We start from the raw sequence: 22809 nt of genomic DNA, 5'->3' as shown, positions 1-22809 counted from the left end.
CCTTCCTCCTTTCATGAATTGGAATCGAAGAGCCTCACATCTTTTTGTTCGGCTTTATAAATATCATCCATTATGGAATGTCGTTTGAAATAGTACAGCAGTGTAAACACGACTGAAATGCATAACACAATATATACAATAATGAACATCGTAAATAAAAATCCTAGGTTCTCATATGTTGTGACCGAATCGGCAGTGGTAAGCATCCTGTATATCGTCCAGGGCTGCCTGCCTGTACATGCGAAAATCCAACCACATTCGATTGAAATCACCGAAAACGGCCCTGCCGCCACAAATAACCAGAGAATCCATTTTGGATAGGTTTCCTTCTTCAACCACTTATTCCATACCAAAGCAAACAGGGACAAAGCGATTAAACCGGAGCCAATGATCACCATCGCATTGAATAAAATATGGACATAAAGCGGCGGCCAATACTCCTCGGGAAAATCATTCAAGCCCGTTACGACCGTATCGAAACTATTCCCTGACAAGAAACTTAAAACCCAAGGAATTTCAATCCCATATTTCACTTCCTGCGCTTCCCTATCCGTATAACCTAAAAAGGTAAGGCCCGCATAATCTGTCGTTTCGAACAAGCCTTCAGCAGCAGCTAGTTTTTCTGGCTGTTCCCGATACAAATGCTGTGTAGTCGCATGCCCGTTGAGAGCTGTCAAAAAAGAAAAAATCAAACCTAATACAATGCTAAGCTTCAGCGCTTTTTGATGAAAATTAAATTCGGTGGTGCCAAATTTGTTCTTCAGCATCTTATAGGCAGCTACTGCCGCTACGACAAAGGCCCCTGTTGTATAAGCTGTAAGTGCCGTATGTCCTGCTGTCACCAAGAAGCTTGGGTTAAAAAAAGCCGCCCAAGGATCAACATCGACAATCTCCCCATTTTCAAACCGGAATCCCGCTGGCGTTCCCTCAAATGCATGGACATTTGAAATCAAAACAGCCGAAGCTAACGCTCCGAAGGCGACAAAGAACAAGCTTACGATTCGTGCCCAAGGCTTGATCTTTTCAGCAGCATATACATAAATGGACATGAAAAGCGCCTCGACCATGAATGCATAAATCTCGATTTGGAATGGAAGTGCCATCACTCGGCCTATCACTTCCATGAATCCAGGCCACAATAGTGACAGCTGCACACCAGCAATCGTACCAGTCGGGATGCCCACCCCTAGTAACACCCCTAATGTTTTAGTCCACCGTTTTGCCATGACAACATAATGTAAATCCTTCGTTTTTTGATACATCAGTTCCGCGGCCAACATCATCATCGGCAGCCCGACGCCAATCGTCGCAAATATGATATGTACTGCCATATTCGTCCCGAACATGGCACGAGCCATTTGTAAATGATCCATACTTTCTTCCTTTCCAACCTTTGTCTCTTCGTAGTATCTCCGCTGGAAAGGAAAATATTTAATAAAATTCCACAAACTAATTTTTCAAAGTCTCCACCGCAAGGCGATGCTTAACTGACATCTTTTTGATGGATTTTCATGTAAATATTCTGGCGAGGTTATTGTTGATATACATAAAGCCTATGGTATACCCGATGAAGCTTTTATGAAATAGGAGTTCAATGGCCGCCTTGATTGGCGAAAATGTTTGATTTTCTTCAATTACATGAACAAATTAATCGTCATTCCTCATAATTCATGAACCTAAAAGAATATGATAGCGTACATCCCGATTAGGAATTGCAATCAGAGAGGAGAGTAACGCTTTGGCTTTTTACAACGATCCGCTTTCACCCGACCAAATGCTCCATGTCATTAAAAATGGACTGGGGCCTTCCCAGACTCCAAAAAAAATCATCATCATCGGGGCAGGCATATCTGGATTGGTTGCAGCCTCCCTTTTAAAGGGAGCAGGACACGATGTCACGATACTGGAAGCTACCGGCAGGCTCGGCGGGCGCATTTTGACGATGAGGGCGCCATTTTTTGATGATGCCTATCTTGAGGCTGGTGCGATGCGCATTCCGAATTATCATTATTTGGTTGCCGAATATATCAAGAAATATCAATTACGAACCATCACTTTTGCGAATTCCACTCCGAATGACCCCATTTATGTTAATGGCATCAAGACAACAGCCGCCATTTATCAACAAAACCCGGACATACTGAAGTATCCGGTTGCACCACAAGAAAAAGGGAAAACGGCGGAGGAATTGCTTAATATGGCAATTAAACCAGTTACGGACTTCATAAATCTGGATCCGGTTAATAATTGGGGCTACGTCATTAGAGAATTTGATAAATACTCCATGACCTTCTTTTTGCAGTACAATCCAGTAGGAACCAGCCTTTCTACGGGGGCGATTGAAAGCATAAAGGTCCTTTTAGGCTTGGAGGGCTTCCCGGAACTTTCCTTTCCTGCCATACTTCGTGAACTGATGCCACTTTTTAATCCGGACATCGATTTTTATGCAATCGAGGGCGGCAACGATCGGCTTCCCTATGCCTTTCTACCGGAATTGAAGGAAAATCTCAATTTCAATCATCAAGTGACTAAGATCATCCAACAAAATAACCAGGTTACCATTGATTCTAAACATACTCAAAGCAACAAACCTTTAACGATCACCGGGGACCTTGCCATCGTGACGATCCCTCTTCAATTATTAAACTTTATCGAGATTGAGCCCCGGAATTCCTTTTCGCATAATAAGTGGAAGGCTATCAGGGAACTCCATTATGCTGCATCGACAAAAATCGGTCTTCAATTCAGGCAACGGTTTTGGGAGCGGGAAGGAATCTTCGGCGGAAAATTGTCGACTGATCTCCCCATAAGGTTTGCTTATTACCCTAATAACATTAACCGAAGTGTGTCAGGACTACTCTTAGCCAGCTATACGTGGGAAGATGATGCGACGTTATGGGATATTCTCCCTGAACAAGACCGTATCCAAAACGCGTTGAAAAACCTGGCCATGGTGCATGGAAATCAAGTATACGACCAGTTTTTAACCGGCGCTTCCTATAGCTGGACTTTGAATCAGTATGCATACGGTGCCTTTTCCATGTTTAAACCTGGTCAAGAAACGGATCTGTTCCCATACATCCCCACCCCTGAAGGCAGGGTCCACTTCGCAGGGGAGCATACCTCAACGGTGCCAGCCTGGATAGAAGGAGGAATCCAATCCGGGATCCGGGTTGCACATGAGGTGACGAACCTCCCAACAACGTATAACCAATGAACGTCGTCTTCTGGGAGACTCTGGATAAGCTAGTTCAGGCTGTGAAAAAAACGATTCAAATACGATGAGCAATCAAAATTTACATTCAGAATATATGGAAGCGACAGATGCGAGACTCATGTTAGGAAATACGGCAATGGGGAGACCTCACAGACGCAATTGTCCCAAGGAGGCTCCCGGGACGCCTCTGGATAAGAGAGCAACATACGTGGAATAGAGCGTTCAAGTTTTTTAAATGCCACCCAACTCCCGACTCAGCCTCTTTTTCCGAGTTTGCCTCAAGCCTAAAACCTTCTCTTCAGAAGGTTTTTTTGAACGATCATTTAATGCCACCTTTTGAGCCAAAATCAATAATCTTTAAGTCGACTTGGTATTTGATATCAGCTTCACTGAATATTTCGTCCCACTTCTCCTTATTTTTCTCCCAAAACTTAGGATGCTGATTTTCCACATAACGGTACAATCCGGCTACGCCCGTTTTGTATTGATGCTGTAATTTCCAAATAATCTTTTCGACGTCTTTTTTCACCTTCTCCTCCGCCTTACGCTCCGCTTCTTTTAAATAGCTTTCTTTGAAAGAATTTTCCTTGTCGTACCAATCTTCCGAAAGTCTAGCTGTGTACCCGACAGAGATGTTGATCGTCAATTGATCTCCGTTCAATTCCGTCGTGATTTTCCGTCTTCTCCTCTTATCGACCTCCACACTGAAAGGGGCACCGTGATGGACCGCTTCAATTATTCCCCCCTTCACAGATCCATTCAACCAGTTCAGGGATTCGATATCCTTATTATTCATGAGGCCAACCAGCTTTGAATTGTTGATCACCCCTGCACCCTGCAATATTAATTTCCCCCCTTTTATATCAACGGCCTGGATAGCGAAGCTTCCATCTGATTGTAAGCTGGAGGATGCCTGACCCAATGTTAAGGTAGGAAGGATTTTATTCGTTCGCTTTTCATTATCTTTCAGATCATAAATCACATTAGAAGGAATCTCTCCGTCATCCGCTCTCTGCAATATTTCCTTCGTCGGTCTTTTGGTTAAAAATATAAAGCAGCTTCTTCGAGTATTGTTATCACGTATCGACTGATTAATGATCGCTTCCATGGGGATTTCCCTTAAAACTTCTTCATTGATGAGCAGGATCCGCTGATGATTGGTCAAAACCGTATTGGTTAGAAGCAAGGAATCCCTAATTGCTTCATGAAGCGTTTTGGCACTGACGGTGACATTTTTAAATTTTAATTTTGCCTGATTTTCCTGCAGGCTATACCCAGGAGGCACGAGAATTTGCTGTGTTAACATAATTTCGTTTTTGTTTTTACTTAAATCGATTCCCACTCCCACCACAAGGGATAATTCTTCAATGTTTTCACTGTCCCAGCAGCCAGAAAGCAATGGTATAAGCAAGAACACCCATAACCTTTTCATCGGCTTCTCCTACTCCTTTTCACTTGAACGATAACGAATGCAATAACGGGCAAGCCAATCAAGATAACGGGGAAGACATAGCCCAGCATTTCGCTCATCTTAAAAATCTGGATTGTATTTTTAGGAATTTCCGACAGGATAAAAACGACAGGAACGAGGACAATCAAGTTTGTTGTATAAGCGTTTTTGAAAATCCTCGTCATTCCTTCAGCTGCAAAATAATAGTAAATGGCATGTGTACAAAAAAACTGAAGAATCCAGGTGATCAATAGAAATAACTCCAGGCGCTCTATGAATATCCCCTTCACTTCAAACGATTGTATAAACGATATCGTTGGCCAAGTAACCGCTTTAACTTCAGGTACAGACAATGTAGCCACTACTAGAATATATGTAATTACATATAAGATCACGGGAATGAAAAAACCTAGTAAAACCCCGCTTTTGACCTTGTTTTGATTTTTCACGACACCAAAAAGGAAAATGAAAAGCTCGATTCCAAAAAAGGACAACGCGCCCGAGCCCATCCCTTTCATAACGGGCAAAAGGCCTTTACTTAGGACAGGCTGTATATTTTTCATATCGACCACCCTAACACTTAGCAAATAAATGAATAAGACGATGACAATGGTCAGAGGCAGAAAAAAGACGCACACTTTGGCTATCGCTTTAATTTTCCCTGTCAAAAGGTGGACACTTGCTAAAATCAAGGTAAGAATCACGATTTCTTCGGGGGTATCCTCCAATAGATAAAATCGGACCATTTCACTCATGGCAAGCACTTCGAAGCTAGCCACGCCAATAAAGTACAAAACGACTAGGAGGCCGACAATTTTAGATAACCAGATTCCAAATGCCTCTTCCATGTATGTAAAATAATTGGTAACCTGATGTTTTTTTAGCATAGCAACAAGTAAACAAACGAACACTGCAATAAGCAGTCCATTAAGAATCAGGACAATCCAGCCATCTGACGAATGAACTTTTTCCGTTATCGTCCTTGGAAGCGTCAACATCCCGATTCCTAACATGCTGCATGAAATGATTGCAGCTAATTCTCCACTAAGAATTTTCCCATCCACCTGGCTCAAGAGAGTCGCCTCCCTTTTTTCCGTTTCGGTAAGCGGAAAAATGCATCCTTCCAAGTCTTGCCGCCAATGAAATCCATCGGTTGAAAATAAGGCTCTTGAAAGCTTGTCAGTTTAGACAAATGGTTGATCACGAGGATAAAAAATAAGGTGGTTCCATATAAACCTAGAACCGCAGAGAAAATCATCGCACCGAACCTCAATGCCCGGAACGCCAGTCCAAAGCTGTATTGCGGCACAGTAAAGGATGTGATTGTCGTAATGGCAACGATGATGACCATGAGTGAACTCACTATATTCGCTTGAACGGCTGCCTGTCCGATGATGACACCTCCGACCAATCCAACTGTCTGACCGATGGGGGCAGGCAGGCGTATGCCTGCTTCTCGAAGCAGTTCTATCGTCAATTCCATGATGATGGCCTCTACAAAAGGAGGAAACGGAACATTTTCCCTCGTTCCTGCGATGGTCATAGCCAGTTCAGTCGGCAGCAATCCAGGGTTGAACGAAACCAAGGAAATATAGATTCCTGATAGAAAAACGGTAACAAAAAGGGAAAAATATCGAAGGATCCGCAAAAAAGATCCAGCTACCCATCTTTCATAATAATCATCAGGAGATTGCAGCAGCATCGTCATGGTCGTAGGAGCCATCAAAGCAAATGGGGAACCGTCAATCATGATTACCGCCCTTCCCTCTTGCAAGGCTGCCAATACTTTATCCGGCCGCTCCGTGTTTTGGATTTGCGGGAAAGGGGAATACGATGTATCTTCAATTAATTCCTCAAGCATCCCTGAATCCTGAAGATCCGTTTCCTTTACATCTTCTAATCGTTTGTTCACTTCTTTTAACAATCCATCGCTTGCTTTGCCCTCGTAATACATCAAAGCAAGATCCCGCTTTTCCAACGTTCCTACCTTCTGCTGCTTGATGATAAGATTGGGGTGGCTGGAGTATTGCCTAATCAAACCGATATTTTCCTTGAGACTTTCGATAAAGCCCATCTTCGGGCCGCGTACAACCCGCTCTGTTGATGGTTCAGTGAAGTTGCGCGTTTTTTCTCTTTCTAGGTTCAAAACATAGCCATTTGCGATTCCATCTATAAATAAGAGCGTTTTCCCATCAAAAATATACTCCTTGGCTTTTTCATACGATTTTACTTCTTCTTCATTTACCGAACAGATCTTGGAAAGGACCAATTGCTCGATTGAAACCGGATGGCTCGATTCAACCTTTGCCGCCGATAAGTCCAGGACGATTTCATTGAAGGCTGGATAATCCATCGTCCCATTGACAAATACAAATAATCCGGAGCAATCATAACTTGGAATGTACACCTCTTTAAAGACCACATCATCCTGCATATCCAAAATAGATTTCATTTCCCCCTGCTTTTGATCCAATTTTTTATGCAAGATTTTACTTCCCATAGTAAACTCCTTTTAAAGTGAGTAATATTTGTTTAGCTTCCTCTTTTTTCAATTTTTTATTCTAATGGAAATGGTGCTTTGGCGATTGAATAGAAGCTTCATCCGCTTAGCTTCATTCCCGCTGAAGCCCATTTCCCCTTTCCCGAAAATACTGAATTCAATCTAAAATGGTTAATCTGTCATTTAATTGCAAATGATAACCACCATAAGCATGAGATATGAGGTGACAGCATTGTTTAATCGCAGGAAGTCCAAACAAGGCAGCACACAACAATTGGATAACGATGATAACATCAATAAAACTTCTGAAATACGCGATCTATTCAATTCCTTTTCTACATCCAATGATTTTATAAACCATCAAGGTTCATATAATGGTGTAGGTTATTGGGTATCGTATTATCGTTCATTAATTGATGCACAGGAGCTTCACAAAAGTGTACTGTCAGTGATACCAACTATGGAACAAATCAACTTGGAGCAATTGAAAGATAGTATTCCAATCGAGGACACGCTCATCACCAGTACGAAGACCGTGGTAGAAGAAAGAATAATGAGAGGGAATATCGCGATAAGGCTAGATGCAAATCTTGATGAGTGTTTGTTGATAAATGTTGTTGCCCAACATGGGCGGCAGGTTGATAAACCGGAACTAGAATTCGGGATCATAAGTCCGCAGGAAGCTTTTGTCGAGGATATCGATATCAATCTGAATCTCGTCAGGAAAAGGCTGCCTTTACCGAGTTTGCAAGTAACTCAATTGACCGTGGGTACTTTATCTAAAACAAAAGTGGCAGTCTTGTCCATTGATGGAATCGTCGACAAGGAAAATGTCGAAACTGTCATCCAGCGCATCAATGAAGTGGACTTTGATGAAATCTTGGATGGCTCTCATCTGGCGCAAATGCTTTATGATGATACAAGTACACTATTTCCCCTTTTTCTATACACGGAAAGGCCCGATCGGATCGCTAGCGCTTTGGCAGAAGGCAAAGTGGCCATGATCGTTGATAGGTCATCTTCCGCCTTGATTGCCCCAACCATTTTGTTGGAGTACTTCATTACGATGGAAGATTATAACATGCCATGGGTGCCGGCCTCGGCATTTCGTTTACTAAGGATTTTCGCGGTCATTTTTTCCATATTCGCAACGCCGTTATATGTAGCTGTCCTGACTTACCATTATGAACTGATTCCTAAAGATCTTTTGGAAACGATCGTCACGTCAAGAAATTTAATCCCCTTCCAGCCTTTGATTGAAGCATTGTTCTTGGAGATTTCGATTGAATTGTTACGTGAAGCAGCCGCAAGGCTACCAACCAAAGTAGGGCAGACATTGGGTATCGTCGGTGGTATCGTTATCGGACAAGCCGCTGTTGTAGCAGGACTGACCAGTAATATCCTGTTGATCATCGTTGCTCTATCTGCCTTGGCTTCCTTTGTCACCCCCATTTATAAAATGGGCAATGCCATCCGTTTACTGCGCTTCCCTTTTTTAGTAGGCGCCCAAATCTGGGGGCTGCTCGGTATTACCATTTCGGCCGTATTTTTAATGACACACCTTATTAAGCTGACATCGATGGGACACCCATACCTTGAGCCTATCTATCCCTTTCACTTAAAGGATTGGAAAGATAGCTTCGTGCGCCTCCCTTTTAATTTTTTTAAATCGCGCCCCATCAATTTACGAACAGAGAATACAGCAAGGCAACCAAAACCGCAAAAGAAAATCATCAAAAAAAATGATTTTAATGAATGAATTTAATGAGGGCTCCATATGACCCACGCTCATGTAAATGAAAAGTATAAAATACAACCATTCTATGTATTTTTTTTAGTGCATTCAATGCAAACCGGAATTGGTGTGCTCAGCTTCCAAAGAATTTTGGCAAAGTCGACAGGAACGGATGGCTGGATTTCAATACTCCTGGCCGGATTGATCGTCCATTCCCTAATATGGGTGATCTATAAGATTTTCAGTCTTGTGCCAGGGGATATCATTGACGCAAATCATCATGCCTTCGGGAAATGGATCGGGAAATCCATCAGTCTGCTTTTCATTTTTTACTTTTGGGTTCTCGGTTTGACGGTCATGATCAGCTATATTCAGGTGATACATGTTTGGATGTTTGAAGAAGTTCCAGCCTGGTCGTTTTCTCTCGTCTTCCTCATCCTGATTTACTATATAAATACAGGTGGTTTCCGAACGATTACCGGCATTTCCTTTTTAAGTATGTTGTTGACCTACTGGCTTTTATTTGTTTTTTTCTATGCCATGAAGTACTCCGAATTCACTAATTTACTCCCGATTTTCGATCATTCGATTTTGGAAATATGGGAAGGAACGAAAAATACGTCATTAACCTTGATTGGATTTGAATTGATCCTGATGTTTTACCCTTTCATCAAAAATGCAGCAGCTTCTCAAAAATACGCACACGGAGGAGCTTTGACGACCACGTTGATCACCTTATTCATTTATGTGGTTTCAATTGTTTTTTATTCACAGAAACAGCTGGTCATGACGATATGGCCGACACTCTCCATGACTAGCATCGTTGAATTCCCCTTCATTCAACGCTTTGAATATATCGATGTATCTTGGTGGGCAATCATCATCATACCTAACATGACCATCTCCTTGTGGGCTGCCAGCAGGGGGGTCAAGCGATTGTTCAATGTACCGCAAAAGTACCCGTTATTGGGAATGTCCCTTATCATCCTGATTATCAACATTTTCTTTTTTGATATGGATTCAATCAATTATTTGAAGCAGATCATCAATCCTTACGGCGTGATCTTCATTATTTCGTACCTGCCTCTTCTTTTGGTGATCATCTATTTTAAGAAAAAGAGGAATCGTTCATGAGAAAATCACTTCCTGTTCTCTTCACTATTTCCATTCTTTGCAGCTGTGCCCAGCCACGAGTCGTCGACGAGGTTAATATGTCCCAGGCAATCGGCTACGATATGATAAAGGATGATAGGATTGAAGGAATGTTCGTCATCCCTATCTTCCAACAAGATAAAATGGGGAAATACCAAATCTTGACCGGTACCTCATCGACGACGAGTGATGTGCAGGCTGCCGTTTCAAAAAAAGCAGATAAAACGGTGTTGCTCGGACAGACTCGCATCGTTTTATTCAGTGAAAAAATCGTTCATAAAATCGGGATGACAGAACTGACCGACTATCTATATCGTGAGCCTCAGCTTGGTAACAGGGTTCTTCTCGTCATCGTCGAAGGAAAGGTCAAAGATATCATCCGTACAAAGCCATCCAATTCGAATGTGAATATCGGGATTTATTTATCGAACTTAATCAATCAACAAAATGATACAGGGAACGGACCGGACACCAACCTCCATCTTTTTTTAGGTAACTCCTTGGAAAATGGCGGTGATGCCTATCTCCCTTTAATAAAAAAGCGCGGTAATGATGTGGCTGTTTCCGGCGTCGCCCTGTTTCATGAAAACAAAATTGTCAGTAAAGTGAATACTAGAGATATGTTCGTTTTCAAAACCTTAGTTCAATCTCATCGAAGAGGTATATACAAATTTAAATTAGATGATAAGAATAAGAGCGATATTGTCGTGGAAAGTATCCGTAGTGGTACGAGTTACCATATATCAGGCTCAGAGAGCCATCCTTCGATGACGATAAAGCTCAAGATAAAAGGACAAATTAAAGAGTCCATGAGAAGTGACAATCTTACCAATCGAAAAATGATCAAGAAAATCGAGCAAGATATGGAAGCTGATTTAACGAAACAAGCAACCAGGCTCATTAAAGATTTTCAAAAACGTAACATTGATCCTATTGGCTTAAAAGAAAAATTCCACGCCAAAAATAAAAGAATGACGTATAAGCAATGGAAAAGCATTTATCCGAACATGGACATTCATGTAGAAGCCAAAGCTGACATCCTTCAAACTGGTGTTTCGGAATAAATGGACAGACATATATAAAAACGAGACAGGCATTCATAGCCCGTCTCGTTTCTTGTAATGATCAATCATGAAAATTCGTTCCATCGGTCACTTCTTTTATGATTCCGGCACGGATGACAAAGTCACCGAAATGCTCTCTTTCCTCCCGTTCTTTTGCAAAACGGGAGAGCAGGACTTGCAACTCTTTCAATATTTCGGCTTCTCCGATATTTTCCCGGTACATTTTACTCAGCCGGCTACCATCGAATGCCGCACCGAGATACATATTGTACTTGCCAGGAGCTTTTCCGATAAAACCGATTTCCCCAAGTGCATGGCGGGCACAGCCGTTCGGGCAGCCGGTCATTCGTATCGTGATTTCTTCATCCCTCAATCCGTTTTCATCAACGATGGTTTCCACTTTATCAAGCAGAACCGGCAAATAACGTTCCGCTTCCGCCATTGCCAGTCCGCATGTTGGGAGTGACACACAAGCTATCGAGCTTCGGCGGAGGGCAGAATGGTGGGCCCCATCCGTCAAACCGTATGTTTCAAGCAAATCAATGATTTTTTTCTTTTTCTGGCTTGATACATTGGCAATGATCAGATTTTGATTCGAAGTCAGCCGAAAATCACCTGTATGAATCTTTGCAATTTCCCGGATGCCTGTCATCAGTTTGTACTCTTTCCAATCGGCAATTCGCCCCCCCTCGACAAATAGGGTAAAATGCCACTTACCTTGTAAGCCTCTCACCCAGCCGTAGCGGTCACCATTATTATCAAAATGGTAAGCTTTCGCTTCGTCCAAGTGCCACCCCAGGCGATTTTCCAATTCATTCTTTACCGGTTCCAGCCCAAGGCGATCAACGGTATATTTGAACCGGGCATTTTTCCTGACCGAACGGTTTCCATAATCACGCTGAATCGTAATGACTTTTTCCGCGACATCAAGGATTCGGTCCGGTTCACAAAAGCCAATTACTTTAGCCAATTGGGGATATGTCGCTTTGTCACCATGGGTCATTCCCATACCGCCCCCGATCGCTACATTGAATCCAACCAGTTTTCCGCTTTCAACAATCGCTATGAAGCCCAGATCCTGTGAATACACATCTATATCATTTGATGGAGGTACAGCAATGCCTATTTTAAACTTCCTTGGCAAATATAACGGTCCATACATCGGCTCCACGACTTCCACTTCAGGAGTCCCCGCAATTTTTTCTTCATCCAGCCATATTTCATGGTACGCCCTTGTGCGAGGTAATAGATAATCACTCAATTTTTTCGACCATTCATATACTTCGGAATGGATTTCAGATTGAAAGGGTATCGAATTGCACATAACGTTCCGATTGACATCGCCACATGCGGCGATGGTATCGAGCATGGAAGCATGAATCTCCTGAATCGTTTTTTTCATATTCCATTTCAATATGCCATGCATCTGAAAGGTCTGTCTTGTGGTCAATTTCAAGGTCCCGTTTCCATGTTTCTGGGCAAGTTCATCCATGACAAGCCATTGTGAAGGCTTTGCCACCCCACCCGGCATGCGCACACGCAGCATGAATTGATAGGCTGGCTCAAGCTTTTGTTTTTGGCGCTCATTGCGCAGATCGCGGTCGTCCTGCAAATAGCTGCCATGATGCTTCATCAGGCGATTATCATCATCCGGAATGCCCGCGCTAATGCGATCTTGCATCACCTCTTCGAGTGTTCCGCGCAAATAGTTGCTTCTATCTTTTATTTGCTCAACATCACTCGGCGGTCCTTCAGGTGCTTTTAATAGTCGGTTCACCATGTTGTTATCTCCTTTTCATCGATAGTTTCAGTACACATCGCGTTGATAGCGTTTATTCTGCTGCATAACATCCAGATAAGCTTGTGCATCGGCCTGACTCATCCGGCCCTCTTTTTTAATGATCTCGATCAACGTATGGTGGACGTCATGGGCCATGTTTTTCTCATCACCGCAGATATAAATCACAGCTCCCTCCTCCAGCCAACGAAATAGTTCTTCTCTATGCTCGAGCATCCGATTTTGTACATACACTTTTTCATTCGTGTCTCTCGAAAAGGCCACATCCATCTTCGTCAATGCTCCAGTTTCCAACCATTTTTGCCATTCCGTCTGATAAAGGAAGTCCGTGACGAAATGCTGATCACCGAAAAAGAGCCATGTTTTCCCGCTTGCTTCCGTTTCTTCGCGCTCCTGTATGAACGACCGGAATGGAGCAACGCCCGTCCCTGGACCAATCATGATTATTGGTGTATTCGCGTCAACCGGCTGCTTGAAGTTTTGGTTATGCTGTATGTAAACGGGCAGACTGTCACCTGGTTGTAATCGCTCGGCACATAAAATGGAGCAGACGCCATTTCGCTCACGGCCATGGCTTTCGTAGCGAACCGCTCCGATTGTCAAATGCACTTCATCCGGATAGGCGGTTAAGCTATTTGCTATGGAATAAAGGCGGGCTGGCATTTTCCTGAGGATGGAGACGAATTCTTGTGCCGATTCTCCCCATGAGCCAAAGTCACGGATAACATCAAGCAAATCTCTGCCTTCGCGATATTCCTTTAGTTTAGCTTCATTTCCTGTAGCCACTAACGCATTTAGATCGTCATTGCCTGAAATCAGCGCCGCTTGCTCTAGCAATGATTTTGTTAAAACGGTTATTTCAAAGCAGGAGATGAGCGATTCCCTGAATGAATGCAGATCTCCCTGCTTATTGACCTTCACCATTTCTTCTGGGTCCCAATTAAGTTCATGAAGGAGCATATCCACTAAAGCTGAATCGTTCTTCGGATAAACACCAAGGCTGTCCCCAGGCTGAAACGTAAGTCCAGAGCCTTCAAGCGATAACTCGACATGGCGTGTCTCCTTATTGGAGCCTCTGCCGTTCAAATTGATGTTTTCCAGCACTTCCGCTTTAAACGGATTTGTCCTTGTATATGTAGTTTCAGCCGTTTGTGCCAGCGTTTCAATGACAGGTGCAGCAGAAATTCCTTGCGCTTTGCTTAAGCTGGAAATGACGCCTTCGAGCCATTCAGCCGCGGGCTCATCGTAATCAAGGTCGCAATCCGTTCGCGGGAAAAGCCTCGTGCCTCCAAGCTCTTCCAGGCGCGCATCGAATTGTTTCCCCGTTTCACAGAAAAATTCATATGAGCTGTCACCAAGCGCCAATACGGAAAAACGGAGATTTTCAAGCCTGCTTGCCCGTCTTCCATGTAGAAACTCGTGGAAGGAAATCGTGTTATCCGGTGGGTCACCCTCTCCATGTGTGCTAACGACTATTAAGAGATTCTCGACTTTTTTTAAGTTGTTCACCTTATAGTCGTTCATCGATGATACCGTTACTTGAAAGCCTTTATCCTTGAACGTTCTTGCCGCATTCTCGGCCAACCCTTGTGCATTGCCCGTCTGTGAACCATAAAGGATCGTAACTTCTTTAGATATTTCCTGGACATCGGTTTGAGCTGCGTTCACCGGCTCAAGCGCTGCAATTGATTCGGAAACTGACAAAGATGCTGTCAAATAACCGCTCAGCCATACTTTCTGGTTTACTGTCAAGCCGGGCAGGAGCTTGTTCAGAAGCTCTGCCTGTTCCTGATTAAAAGGACTGTTACTTACCTGAAGTTGCACGATTTCCACCTCACAAAGGAATATGAACTTATCTTAGACTGTTTATTTCATTCACTCCATGAAATGAATTAACTCTTTTACTCCTATAGACCAAGTCGGTTTTAACTATAAAAAAATTCAGAAATTTCCGTTCATTCATGGAGGGAACAGGTACTCTTGGTTTGCTGAATAATGATACGATTAAGGATGATGGCCTTGATTAGCCAATAATTCTAAAATAAGTTCTTCATAATACTTTACCCGAGGGTACATCATTAGTAAAATATATATAATTTATTGCTACTATTAAGAATATTAATAATAAAGGGAGTATTGCGATGTATTATGATGCTTTAAAAACTTTTGTGACGCTTGTGGAAGTCAAAAATTTTACAAAAACAGCCGAAATTCTCCTTATGTCACAACCAAGTGTTAGTTTGCACATAAAAAAATTAGAAGAAGAGTTTCAAACGAAATTATTCCTCCGTTCACCTAAATTTTTGAAGGTCACCTTGACGGGAGAAATCCTATACGATCGGGCTAAACAAATGATCGCTATCTATGAACAGACGATCCAAGACATTCAGGAACATGATAGGTCGATCAAGGGTGAATTGAAAATAGGTGCAAGTTTTACGATTGGTGAATACATATTGCCTTCCTTGCTCATTGATCTGCAAGAGGACTATCCAGAACTTGAGCTTCAAGTCGTTATCGGAAACACCGAAGAAATAGTTCAGGCCGTCCGGTTATATAAAGTCGACATTGGGTTGATTGAAGGGCAAACGAATGAAAAAGAGCTTTCCGTACATCCCTTTATGCAAGATGAATTATTCATCGTTTCATCGAACGACCATGAGCTCGCTTGCCAAGATGATGTGGCAATTGCCGATTTGCATGACAAAGCGTGGGTAACAAGGGAAGTCGGATCCGGCACACGTGAATACCTTAACCACGTCATACGTTCGAATGGTCTGAAAATTAAATCCATCCTTACCATCAGCAGCAATCAAGGAATCAAGGAAACATTGATCAAACATGGATCAGGGCTCGCCCTCCTCTCCCGAAGTGTCATCGAGCGGGATGTCCAAAATAACATCCTTTCCATCATACCGTTGAAAAATGAGTCCTTTAACAGAACGCTTTCCTATGTTTATTCACCCATCATGGAAGAAAAAAAAAATGTAAAGACCTTCATAAGGGAATTGAACAAGAAGTGGCCATTAAAAGCGAGACCGATTGATAAGTAACATCATTCTACAAGTTCCTGTCAGGAAAAATCCTCCCAGTGCCCTGTATAGGCTTGTTTCTTGGTCATTGAATGACTATGGGGAAATGCTTATCTTTTACTCTCTCAGTCGCTTTTTTCGGCAACGTTCGTATAGAATTCCTAAAACCTTTCAAACCGTTCCTATATTTGTATAAAAATGTCGATAGTTAAAATATTCAAAAAATGATAATTCCTTGAACTGCCATGTTATATTGTTAATGAAAAAAATACTTGTCAAGTAAGGTGAGTGTGTGACTATAGAAGTTTTAATTCTCCATTACATTCAGGAAAAACGCCGGAAGCCCAATCATGCCAATGAATTGTTAGACTATATTCAAAATGAATATGTTAATGGGAAGCTGTCAATCTTACAATATCGAAGTCTCTGTCAGGATTTATACCTTAGAGGAGCAAATCCAACCACCTCTGGGTGACACGAAGGAAAATTGGAGTGAACCTTATTCCTTTCTCCTGTATCATCCTGGCCAGCCGTATTCATTCGTTTCCTTCACTAAGCCTACGGAACCTTTATACAATATAAAAACCCCCGGTGATATGTGACCCTTAGACACATCACGGGGGTATAGCATTGTTATCTATCCACTTCAACTGGCACTCTTGAACCTAAACAAATAGATCCAAAATCAATACAAGGCCGAAAGCCACAAAGGAAAGTAAAGTTTCCATGACTGTCCATGTTTTGAACGTTTCTTTTACGGTTAATCCCATATATTCCTTGACCAACCAGAAGCCTGCATCATTAACATGGGAAAACATAAGCGAACCTGCGCCCGTGGCAATGACGAGTAATTCCAGGTTTACACCCGTCATATTTGCAACGACAGGTGAAACGATTCCTGCTGCGGTGGTCAAAGCGACCGTTGCGGAGCCTGTGGCAATCCTGATCAATCCAGCCACAAGAAATGCAAGCACGATTGGTGATAATGATATCTGTTCTGACATGGACGCTATGGCGGTTCCCACGCCACTATCAATTAATATTTGCTTGAAGCCCCCACCCGCACCAATGATCAATATAATGGAAGCCAAAGGCAATAAGCATTCTTCCGTTAATTGTTTAATGAGCGCTTTGTCCATACCTTGCCGATAACCCAAGAAATAGTAAGCTGCAAAACATGAGATTAATAGGGCAATGACCGGACTGCCGATGAACAATAAGAATTTTTCACCGGAGGCTGGTATTGGCAGATAAGGCGCCAACACCGTCAAGACCATAAGCAATACAGGCAAAAGGATGATAGAGAACGAAATTCCTGTTCCCGGCAACGTATTTGCCTTCGTTTCTACGCGGATCAATTCCGGTTCCCCAACAGGAACTACCCGTTTTTGAATCCATTTTGCAAATAAAGGACCGGCAATGACAGCTGTCGGGAATGCTATGATCAATGAGTAAAGAAGAACATGACCCATGTTAGCATTGTAAATCCCGATAGCCGTCATGGCTCCCGGATGCGGGGGTACCAGCCCATGTACGATCGATAAACCAGCAAGGACCGGAATTCCTATTAATAGTATATTCACTTTAGTCGACTTTCTTATGGAAATGACCAAAGGAAGTAAGATGACTAAACCCACTTCGAAAAATACCGGTATTCCGATGATGAAGCCCGACAACAGCATCGCCCATGGCAAATTCTTCACGCCGAATTTATGAATGAAGAAGTCGGCTACCTGCATGCCCGCTCCCGAGTCGGACATCATCTTCCCTAAGATCGTCCCTAAAGCCAAAATGCCGATAAGGTGTCCTAGAACTGCACCGACGCCCGTTTCGTAAGCGCCTACAATCTTGTCCATAGGAAGACCCGAAAAAACGGCTAAAAATAAACTGGCTACAGTCAAACTTATGAATGCATGCCACTTCCACCATGATACACCTAAAATAACAATGACGATCGCTATCAGCGTGATTCCTAATAAATATAGCTCCATATGCTCTACCCGCCCCTAAGAAATCGCTTACATTCAGAGCAGTACAATAAAGCGAAAATCGAATTATTGCATCGGCTCGTTATATGTCACGATATAATTCTGTTTCGCCGTGTTGTAATATCCTTCACTGTATTCCATGACATTCCCATCTCCGTCACTTGAAATCCGAATCCTTTTTAGAACCGCACTATTGTGTTCGATTTTCAGTGCTTCACATATATGGTCTGGTGGGATGCTTACGCCAAATTCATCCCTGAAAGTTTCAAGCTTGACGCCGTGATCCTCTAAAAAACGGTACAAGGAATTGATTTGGACCTCATCCAACTCATCTTGGTCCAAATCCATGGAAACGTAATGCGTAAAGTAAATATAAGGCTCATTGTCCAACAAATAGATTCGTTCAATGCTTATGCAATGATCGCCGAATAAAGAATGCAGCTTAGAACTAGAAGGAAGTTCAATATGACTGATCTTCAACATTTTTTTGAAAATGAAATGCCCTTCCTCCACCAATAATTCCGTGAAACGCTTACCTTTGGAAAGCTTCACAATCGAACCATTCGCAATGACCCTAGTTCCTTTTCCACTTTTCTTCTCAACATATCCCTCTTGCACAAGTTCTTTAATCGCATTGCGGATAGTAACCTTACTTACATTAAATTCTTCTTCAAGCAGAGGCTCGGAGGGGATGTTCGTGTCAATGGCATAAACGCCATGTAAAATACGATCCTTCAATATTTCTTTGATTTGTAAATACATCGGTCCATTTATCCTGTTCACTTTCATCCCATATCTCCTGCCTTTTATCTCATTATATCTTCCATTTTACCTTCCATGGCGGACAGTATCTCCATTTCAGTTGCCAAAGGAGTATCACCAACGACCGTGCACGCCAGCATTCCTGATACAGCAGCAAACAGAACTGTCTTTTCCGCGGAAAAGCCCGTCAATTCTCCATGAAGGATTCCGCTCGTATATGCATCGCCTGAACCTATTCTATCATAAACGGAAAATGATAGGTTATCCGAAAAGTGAAATGTATGCTCTTTATACAAGTATCCAAGTAAAGTATGGGTATTATCACTATTGATAGAACGATGTGTCCCCGCTATCGACTGGATATTGAATTTTTTGGCAACTTCAGGGATCAATTCCCTAAGCTGTCCATTCCTTTGTGAGGAATTGGACTTCATTCCTAAAATATACAGTGCGTCTTTTTCATTCATCATGACAATATCCGCCAAAGAAAGCATCTCTTCATAATGAGGCTTGGCAACTGCATACCCTCCCTCCCATAAGGAGGGCCGGTAATTGCAATCGAAACAGACCGTACCGCCTTTGTCTTTTACTTTTCTAGCCAGCACCTTCATGCTTTCCCGTACATTATCCGCCATGGCAAGGGAGATCCCGCAAAAATGGATGATATCTGCCTTCTCTGCAATCAGCTCCAAATCATAATCGGATAGCGAAGCTGTATTAAAACTGCTTTCGAGCCGATTTGAATAGGTGACCCTGCTTGCCCGTTGCCCAAACCCGTTTTCCAGAAAGTACATCCCCAAATACTTGCCGCCCCTGGAAATGAAATCCCGTTCAATGCCTAAATGCTGCAAGGAAACCACCGCTGAATCCCCTAGAGGATTTTCCGGTAATCTTGTCACTAGATAACCAGTGTGCCCAAGCTTTGTCATTGCAGAAGCAACGTTTACTCCAGTGCCGGAAAATGAGTATTGCAGAGTGTCAGCTTGTGATAATAGTGCATGTCCCGGTACCTGCAAGCGCATCATCACTTCCCCGAATGCCACAATCCGCTTAGGCATATTTTTCAACCGATTTTTTTGTCATGGCCAATAATTTCCTTACATCCTCCCCATTCGTTTTTCCGGTTTCTTTATCAATGATGGAAGAATAAACATGGGGAATGATTTTAGGCACTTTTGCTTCTAATGCAATTTCCAGAATGGTCTCGAAATTCTCCAAATCGATTCCGCCAGTCGGTTCCAAGGCAAACCCTTCTTCCCCGCAAGCTTTTGCCACTGCTCGATACTCCTCTTCATGCTCTAGCCCCCTCATCGGGAAGTATTTCAACGCATTGCCGCCCATATCCCGGACCAAGGCAATCGCTGCCTTGATTGGTACAACGGCAGTTTCACTCGCACCTGCACTAACAGGGCCGGTGGAAATATTCACATAACCGACTTTACCGGTTGGAGAAACGAGTGAATTTATCCAACTATCCTTCTCGCTTAAATTGGCCCTTGTCGCTCCTACGCTTGGGAAAACCTGATTAATATGGCTTCCAGGATAATATTTTGCAATTTCTGCAACAACTGCCGCCTGTTTATTGTCACCAGCTCCAAGGCCGATTGAAACGGCCTCTTCTATGGCATCGCCATACTCCTTCATTGCAGCAACGCCAGCTTCTACAGTTGGATAATCCTTGGAAAGCACCCCTACCAAAACGTGGCCTTCCGCTGCATCAAATACCTCCACTGCGTTTTCGACACTATTAGCAAGTACATTAAGTGCCACTCGATCGTCCAAAAAGCGTTTGTTTATATTAGTCATCCTTGATTCCCTCCTAGAATGGTTCTTAATTGAGCTTCTATGACATGGATATCATCACCTTGCAATGGTCGCGGATCGATATCGAAAAAGCCTTGGCGGATGCCATAATCCCGTGTATAAATTGCAATATCACCATCTCGCAAACGCTCGTTCACTTCCTTCGCCGTCGTTTCCGTAATTGAAGAATCAATGGAAATGCGTGCCCTGAATATGGCTCGTCCGGCTTCATCCTGAACAATCGTTACCTTTACGCCATCAATCAAACCAAGCGATGTGAGCACTTGTAAGCTCTCTTTTTCTTCTTCACTATGATCGGTTTTGACAAAATACTCATCGATGGCCTGAAGAAGCCCGAAGGTCGTTTCCTTTCCCACCTTCATGCTCCTGCCAATGCCATGCAATTGTACTTTTAGCCACTCAATATATTTTTTCTTACCGGCTACGATACCTGAGGTTGGCCCTTCAATCGCTTTTGACCCACTATAGATCGCCAAATCTGAAAATTGCACATATTTCTTCAAGTCCTCCTCTGCTGCTGCATCGACAATCAAAGGAATATTATAGGTTTTTGCCACTTCCCAGGCTTCTTCTATCGAAATCATATTCTTCTGGACGGCATGATGGGATTTCACGTATAAAATTGCGGAGGTATTTTCATTAATGGCGTCGCTAATATGTTCTGCCTTACCTTCGTTCGCATACCCCACTTCAACCAATTTTCCGCCGCCCAGGTAAATCATCGTTTCAACCGGTGCCCCATACTGAACGTTATGTCCCTTCAGCATGATCACTTCATTCTTTTGGATGGGCTCTTGGTGAAGGCGATCACTTTTTCTTCTATTACCTTGTGTTACGACCGCTGCCACTGAAAGGGCAATGCCACTGGATGCCGAATTTACGACAGCAGCCGCTTCGGATTGAAGTAGATTGGCCAAATGCTGGCCCGATTTATCGACTAAATCAGTGACCTCAACATAATTTTGGCCACCTTTTTTCATGGCGTCCATCACCGAATCAGTTGGGGCGGATACCCCCAATATACTCATTCTGCCGCTTGCATTGATGACCCTTTTCAACCCATATTTAGCATTCAAAGAATTCTCCATTAATAACGACTCCCTTTGCTACGATTCTTTTTTCTGCGATTCTCTCTTCCCCATCGGAATCCAGTAAAAGCGTTGACTCATCCTCGATTGAGAATAACGTAAGATTCGCAATATCCCCGACTGAAACCCTGCCAAGCTCTGGCTTATGAAGCCACGCTGCCGCATTAACCGTAACTGCATCTATTACTTCTTTTAATGGGTAACCTAAATACAAAAATTTTGTAAGCACGTTGGCCATATTGAATACAGGGCCATTCTCCCGGTTTCTCCGGTAGATATCGGTACTGATTGTATTGAAGCGGATCTCTTTCTTCCTTGCATTTTCTGCAGTCGGAAAAGAAAAACTTGCCGTTCCATGACCAACATCCAAATGTACACCACGCTCAATCGCTTTCATCAACTCAGGCAGGGGCTCGCCGGCTTTATCGAATAAATTGTTGGCTTTGCCATTTAAGTAATGCGTAATGATATCTTTTTCTTCAAGTAATTCCAGGACCTCTTTAATATCTGGGGGACCTGATCCAATATGGACCATTAAAGGCAATCCTGTGTCACTTGAGAACGTTCGGGCGATTTTCAAAGGCTCGATGCCATTGGGACCGACTACACTTTTACTTATTCTCGCTTTCAGTCCAACGATGAAATCCCCGTATTGGGAGAATGCCTTTTTTACTTCGTCTTCGTTTAACCATGATATATCCGATAACTCATCAACCCTTTTCAAGCCAATCCGCGAAATATTCAGGAAAGCGAAAACATTCGTTTTCGAGTTTTTACAGCTGTTAACCAGGTCGGATATCTGATCCGCACCGGTGCTCCCCGCATCTATCACCGTTGTCACACCCGTTTTATAGCCAATCTCATCAACATCATCACCATATGGTTCGAATTCCGGAAAAGCATGTACATGCATATCAATCCATCCGCTGGAAACAAAAACCTTGTCCTTATAATCAATCATTTCAGCTCCAGTTGCCGTTCCTGGGAGAGTGATTTCATTAATCACACCTTTTTCCAAAATGATATCTACTGAATTACCATCCAGCATCCTTACATTTTTCAGTATTAACCTACCAGTCATTTCCCTCATCCTTTTTAAGAGCGTCCTATCGATTGTAAGTAAAATTCGTAAACGGTTACAATGGTCCATGAAATTCATGCAATTTTCTTTACAAAAATAGATTAACATATTTCCCCGG

Annotated in this window: 18 protein-coding genes; 6 read left to right on the top strand and 12 right to left on the bottom strand. The window is 42.8% G+C overall.

From position 1 onward, the window contains the following. Window positions 1-11: 11 nt before the first annotated feature. Entirely contained in the window at window positions 12-1373 is a 1362-nt protein-coding gene (locus tag ABE28_RS10955) for a cytochrome ubiquinol oxidase subunit I (RefSeq protein ID WP_064465175.1), read from the bottom strand. A 401-nt stretch (window positions 1374-1774) separates the two neighbouring features. On the opposite strand from ABE28_RS10955, the gene ABE28_RS10950 reads away from it, so the two are divergent. Beyond that, window positions 1775-3217 (top strand): flavin monoamine oxidase family protein, encoded by a 1443-nt coding sequence (locus tag ABE28_RS10950; protein WP_373921341.1) that lies wholly within the window; start codon window positions 1775-1777, stop codon window positions 3215-3217. A gap of 319 nt (window positions 3218-3536) precedes the next feature. Here ABE28_RS10950 and ABE28_RS10945 read toward each other — a convergent pair whose 3' ends face one another. From ABE28_RS10945 to ABE28_RS10935, 3 genes are read right to left on the bottom strand one after another with little or no spacing between them, the layout of a single operon-like run. Then, on the bottom strand, window positions 3537-4649 hold the full coding sequence (locus tag ABE28_RS10945) for a Ger(x)C family spore germination protein (protein WP_064465177.1): 1113 nt from the start codon (window positions 4647-4649) through the stop codon (window positions 3537-3539). After that, complete coding sequence (locus ABE28_RS10940; protein WP_257390810.1) at window positions 4646-5731, bottom strand: GerAB/ArcD/ProY family transporter; 1086 nt, start codon at window positions 5729-5731, stop codon at window positions 4646-4648. The genes ABE28_RS10945 and ABE28_RS10940 overlap by 4 nt, the downstream gene beginning before the upstream one ends. Window positions 5732-5736: 5 nt before the next feature. Then, complete coding sequence (locus tag ABE28_RS10935) at window positions 5737-7167, bottom strand: spore germination protein (RefSeq protein ID WP_083232038.1); 1431 nt, start codon at window positions 7165-7167, stop codon at window positions 5737-5739. 232 nt (window positions 7168-7399) lie between these two features. Here ABE28_RS10935 and ABE28_RS10930 point away from each other — a divergent pair, with 232 nt between their 5' ends. Genes ABE28_RS10930 through ABE28_RS10920 form a run of 3 tightly spaced genes read left to right on the top strand, consistent with a single transcriptional unit; the run spans window position 7400 to window position 11118 of the window. Further along, a complete protein-coding gene (locus ABE28_RS10930) occupies window positions 7400-8926 on the top strand; it encodes a spore germination protein (RefSeq protein WP_257390772.1) in 1527 nt (508 codons plus the stop codon). Window positions 8927-8944: 18 nt separating this feature from the next. Then, window positions 8945-10036 (top strand): GerAB/ArcD/ProY family transporter, encoded by a 1092-nt coding sequence (locus tag ABE28_RS10925; RefSeq protein ID WP_064465179.1) that lies wholly within the window; start codon window positions 8945-8947, stop codon window positions 10034-10036. Beyond that, window positions 10033-11118 (top strand): Ger(x)C family spore germination protein, encoded by a 1086-nt coding sequence (locus ABE28_RS10920; protein ID WP_064465180.1) that lies wholly within the window; start codon window positions 10033-10035, stop codon window positions 11116-11118. The genes ABE28_RS10925 and ABE28_RS10920 overlap by 4 nt, the downstream gene beginning before the upstream one ends. 61 nt (window positions 11119-11179) lie before the next feature. Here the strand turns inward: ABE28_RS10920 and cysI are convergent, their stop codons facing one another. After that, window positions 11180-12898 (bottom strand): assimilatory sulfite reductase (NADPH) hemoprotein subunit, encoded by a 1719-nt coding sequence (gene cysI, locus ABE28_RS10915; RefSeq protein ID WP_064465181.1) that lies wholly within the window; start codon window positions 12896-12898, stop codon window positions 11180-11182. A gap of 27 nt (window positions 12899-12925) precedes the next feature. Further along, window positions 12926-14740 (bottom strand): assimilatory sulfite reductase (NADPH) flavoprotein subunit, encoded by a 1815-nt coding sequence (locus ABE28_RS10910; RefSeq protein WP_064465182.1) that lies wholly within the window; start codon window positions 14738-14740, stop codon window positions 12926-12928. Window positions 14741-15057: 317 nt separating this feature from the next. Here ABE28_RS10910 and ABE28_RS10905 point away from each other — a divergent pair, with 317 nt between their 5' ends. Further along, entirely contained in the window at window positions 15058-15969 is a 912-nt protein-coding gene (locus ABE28_RS10905) for a LysR family transcriptional regulator (protein ID WP_064465183.1), read from the top strand. Between the two features lie 271 nt (window positions 15970-16240). Then, entirely contained in the window at window positions 16241-16423 is a 183-nt protein-coding gene (yppF, locus tag ABE28_RS24495) for a YppF family protein (protein ID WP_083232036.1), read from the top strand. 190 nt (window positions 16424-16613) lie between these two features. On the opposite strand, the gene ABE28_RS10900 is transcribed toward yppF, so the two are convergent. The 6 genes from ABE28_RS10900 to ABE28_RS10875 form a co-directional block, all read right to left on the bottom strand. Continuing rightward, window positions 16614-17939: a GntT/GntP/DsdX family permease gene (locus ABE28_RS10900; protein WP_064465184.1), complete on the bottom strand. Its 1326-nt coding sequence runs from the start codon at window positions 17937-17939 to the stop codon at window positions 16614-16616. Window positions 17940-18002: 63 nt separating this feature from the next. Further along, entirely contained in the window at window positions 18003-18725 is a 723-nt protein-coding gene (locus ABE28_RS10895) for a GntR family transcriptional regulator (protein WP_064465185.1), read from the bottom strand. A gap of 17 nt (window positions 18726-18742) precedes the next feature. Beyond that, window positions 18743-19756: a sugar kinase gene (locus ABE28_RS10890; RefSeq protein ID WP_064465336.1), complete on the bottom strand. Its 1014-nt coding sequence runs from the start codon at window positions 19754-19756 to the stop codon at window positions 18743-18745. Beyond that, on the bottom strand, window positions 19749-20504 hold the full coding sequence (dagF, locus tag ABE28_RS10885; protein WP_064465186.1) for a 2-dehydro-3-deoxy-phosphogluconate aldolase: 756 nt from the start codon (window positions 20502-20504) through the stop codon (window positions 19749-19751). The genes ABE28_RS10890 and dagF overlap by 8 nt, the downstream gene beginning before the upstream one ends. Beyond that, window positions 20501-21610, bottom strand: a complete 1110-nt coding sequence (locus tag ABE28_RS10880) for a DgaE family pyridoxal phosphate-dependent ammonia lyase (protein WP_064465187.1) — start codon at window positions 21608-21610, stop codon at window positions 20501-20503. Before ABE28_RS10880 ends, dagF begins: the two co-directional genes overlap by 4 nt. After that, window positions 21588-22691, bottom strand: coding sequence for an amidohydrolase/deacetylase family metallohydrolase (locus ABE28_RS10875; protein WP_064465188.1), 1104 nt, complete (start codon window positions 22689-22691; stop codon window positions 21588-21590). Before ABE28_RS10875 ends, ABE28_RS10880 begins: the two co-directional genes overlap by 23 nt. Window positions 22692-22809: the final 118 nt, after the last annotated feature.

This window comes from Peribacillus muralis, from assembly GCF_001645685.2.
GTDB lineage: Bacteria > Bacillota > Bacilli > Bacillales > DSM-1321 > Peribacillus > Peribacillus muralis_A.
This window is presented reverse-complemented; position numbering and strand designations above follow the sequence as displayed.

What these genes read in the sequence shown, in the direction of transcription:
- cysI (WP_064465181.1), bottom strand. Translation starts at nt 12,898, where the DNA reads ATGGTGAACCGACTATTAAAAGCACCTGAAGGACCGCCGAGTGATGTT.
- ABE28_RS10905 (WP_064465183.1), top strand. Translation starts at nt 15,058, where the DNA reads ATGTATTATGATGCTTTAAAAACTTTTGTGACGCTTGTGGAAGTCAAA.
- ABE28_RS10950 (WP_373921341.1), top strand. Translation starts at nt 1,775, where the DNA reads ATGCTCCATGTCATTAAAAATGGACTGGGGCCTTCCCAGACTCCAAAA.
- ABE28_RS10955 (WP_064465175.1), bottom strand. Translation starts at nt 1,373, where the DNA reads ATGGATCATTTACAAATGGCTCGTGCCATGTTCGGGACGAATATGGCA.
- ABE28_RS10875 (WP_064465188.1), bottom strand. Translation starts at nt 22,691, where the DNA reads ATGACTGGTAGGTTAATACTGAAAAATGTAAGGATGCTGGATGGTAAT.
- ABE28_RS10935 (WP_083232038.1), bottom strand. Translation starts at nt 7,167, where the DNA reads ATGGGAAGTAAAATCTTGCATAAAAAATTGGATCAAAAGCAGGGGGAA.
- ABE28_RS10890 (WP_064465336.1), bottom strand. Translation starts at nt 19,756, where the DNA reads ATGCCTAAGCGGATTGTGGCATTCGGGGAAGTGATGATGCGCTTGCAG.
- ABE28_RS10880 (WP_064465187.1), bottom strand. Translation starts at nt 21,610, where the DNA reads ATGGAGAATTCTTTGAATGCTAAATATGGGTTGAAAAGGGTCATCAAT.
- ABE28_RS10900 (WP_064465184.1), bottom strand. Translation starts at nt 17,939, where the DNA reads ATGGAGCTATATTTATTAGGAATCACGCTGATAGCGATCGTCATTGTT.
- ABE28_RS10945 (WP_064465177.1), bottom strand. Translation starts at nt 4,649, where the DNA reads ATGAAAAGGTTATGGGTGTTCTTGCTTATACCATTGCTTTCTGGCTGC.
- ABE28_RS10895 (WP_064465185.1), bottom strand. Translation starts at nt 18,725, where the DNA reads ATGAAAGTGAACAGGATAAATGGACCGATGTATTTACAAATCAAAGAA.
- ABE28_RS10920 (WP_064465180.1), top strand. Translation starts at nt 10,033, where the DNA reads ATGAGAAAATCACTTCCTGTTCTCTTCACTATTTCCATTCTTTGCAGC.
- ABE28_RS10925 (WP_064465179.1), top strand. Translation starts at nt 8,945, where the DNA reads ATGACCCACGCTCATGTAAATGAAAAGTATAAAATACAACCATTCTAT.
- dagF (WP_064465186.1), bottom strand. Translation starts at nt 20,504, where the DNA reads ATGACTAATATAAACAAACGCTTTTTGGACGATCGAGTGGCACTTAAT.